This is a genomic window from Pseudomonas sp. MYb13 (genome assembly GCF_002980075.1).
In the GTDB taxonomy this organism is placed as follows: domain Bacteria; phylum Pseudomonadota; class Gammaproteobacteria; order Pseudomonadales; family Pseudomonadaceae; genus Aquipseudomonas; species Aquipseudomonas lurida.
On sequence record NZ_PCQI01000038.1, the window covers coordinates 1 to 2,450 of the forward strand.

At 63.1% G+C, this 2,450-nt stretch carries 2 protein-coding genes; both read left to right on the top strand.

The annotated features are described in order from the left end of the window. Nucleotides 1-573: phosphopantetheine-binding protein (locus tag CQ002_RS28030; RefSeq protein WP_177431185.1), on the top strand; the 573-nt coding region annotated here is incomplete at its 5' end. Between the two features lie 3 nt (nt 574-576). Beyond that, nucleotides 577-2,450 (top strand): condensation domain-containing protein (locus CQ002_RS28035; protein WP_146119698.1); only part of this gene is annotated, 1,874 nt, incomplete at its 3' end.

Genomic DNA, 2,450 nt, shown 5'->3' on the forward strand with positions numbered 1-2,450 from the left:
CGCTTGCGCGAACAGGACAACGTCGGTGAAACCGTGGTGGTCGCCCAGGACGGGCCGACCGGCAAACAGCTGGTGGCCTATGTGGTCCCGGCCGATGCCAACCTGGCGGACCAGGCCGAGTTCCGCGACAGCCTGCGCCGCGCCCTGAAAACCCGCCTGCCGGACTACATGGTGCCGACGCACTTCATGTTCCTGGCGCAAATGCCGCTGACCCCCAACGGCAAGCTCGACCGCAAGGGTTTGCCCGAACCGGATGCAAGTCTGTTGCAACAGGCCTATGTGGCCCCCGAAACCGAGCTGGAACAGCAGATCGCCGCGATCTGGGCCGAGGTGCTGCGCCTGCCGCAGGTAGGCCTTAACGACAACTTCTTCGAAGTGGGCGGCCATTCCCTGCTGGCGATCCAGATCACTTCGCGGGTCCAGGCCGAACTGGGCCTGGAAGTGCCGCTGGTGGAAGTGTTCCAGACCGAAACGCTGCGTGCCTATGTACAGGCCGCGGCCACCTTCCGCGCCGGCAGTGCGGAAGATTTTGATGATCTTCGTGACTTTTTGAGCGAACTCGAGGCGATTTGAACCATGCTTTCCAACCCTAATATCGATCTGGTTTCGCGCTTTCTTCGCCTGCCCCTGGAACAGCGCCAGCAGTTTTACCAGCGCCTGCAAAGCCGGGGCATGAGCTTCGCTCAACTGCCGATTGCTTCGATCCGCGAGGACGGCCAGAAACTGCCATTGTCCTATGCCCAGGAGCGCCAGTGGTTTCTCTGGCAGTTGGACCCGGACAGTGACGCCTATCACGTCCCCGGCGCCCTGCGCCTGAGCGGCCAACTGGATAAAGCCGCCCTGCAACGCAGCTTCGACACCCTGGTGGCGCGCCATGAAAGCCTGCGCACGCGCCTGCTGTTGGATGCTGAACAGCGCTCGCAGGAGGTACTGGCCCACGCCGTGATCGAGATCGCCGAAAGCGCGGTCGACGAAACACAGCTCAAGGCCCGCGTCGAAGCCGAAATTGCCCGTCCCTTCGACTTGCAGCAAGGTCCGTTGCTGCGGGTCAGCTTGCTCGCCGTGAGTGAAGACGAACACGTGCTGGTACTGGTGCAGCACCACATCGTTTCCGACGGTTGGTCGATGGGCGTGATGGTGCAGGAGTTGATGCAACTCTACGCCGCCTACAGCCAAGGCCAGGACTGTGCCTTGGCGCCGCTGCCGATCCAGTACGCCGACTACGCAGTGTGGCAACGCAGCTGGATGGAAGCGGGGGAGAAGGCCCGTCAACTGGCGTACTGGCGCGAACTGCTCGGCGGCGCGCAGCCGGTGCTGGAGCTGCCGTTCGACCAGCCGCGCCCGGCGCAACAGAGCTTTCGCGGCGCGCGCCATGACATCGTGCTCGAACCGGCGCTGGTTGCAGGGTTGAAAGCCCTGGCCCAGCGTGAAGGCGTGACGATGTTCATGTTGCTGCTGGCCTCGTTCCAGGCCTTTTTGTACCGATACAGCGGCCAGCAGGACATTCGCGTCGGCGTGCCGATTGCCAACCGCAACCGTGTCGAGACGGAATCGCTGATTGGTTTCTTCGTCAATACCCAAGTGCTCAAGGCCGACCTCGATGGCCAGATGAGCTTCGCCCAGCTGTTGCAGCACACCAAGCGCCGGGCGCTGGAAGCCCAGGCTCATCAAGACTTGCCCTTCGAGCAATTGGTCGAGGCGCTGCAGCCGGAACGCAGCCTGAGCCATAACCCATTGTTTCAGGTGATGTTCAATCACCAGGCCAGCACTCAAGCAGCGGCACACTCACTGCCGGGATTGCGCGTGGCCCACCTCGAATGGGACACCCACAGCGCTCAGTTCGACCTGAGCCTCGACACCCAGGAGAGCGGCGACGCGATCTGGGCCTCCCTGACGTACGCCACCGACCTGTTCAGTGCCGCCACCGTGACGCGCATGGCCGAGCACTGGTTGAGCCTGTTGCGTGCCGCCGTGGCGAACACGGCGTTGCCTTTGCAGGACCTTGCGACCCTCAACGCCGATGAGCGCGAGCAGATTCTCTCTGAGTGGAACGCCACCGAACGCGACTACCCGCAAGGGCAGTGGGTGCCTCAGTTGTTCGAGGCCCAGGTGTTGGCACAGCCGAATGCGCCGGCGTTGCGCTTCAACGACCTGTCCCTGAACTATGCCGAACTGAACCGCCGCGCCAACCGCCTGGCTCATCGCCTGATCGAAGCCGGCGTGGGGCCGGACGTGCTGGTTGGTCTGGCCGTGGAACGTTCCATCGAAATGGTCGTGGGTCTGCTCGCTGTGCTCAAGGCCGGTGGTGCGTATGTGCCGCTGGACCCAGAGTACCCGCGTGAACGCTTGGCCTACATGCTCGACGACAGTGGTGTGAAACTGCTGTTGACCCAGGCCCATCTGCTTGATCAGTTGCCGATCCCGGATGGACTGGAAAGCCTGGTGCTGGG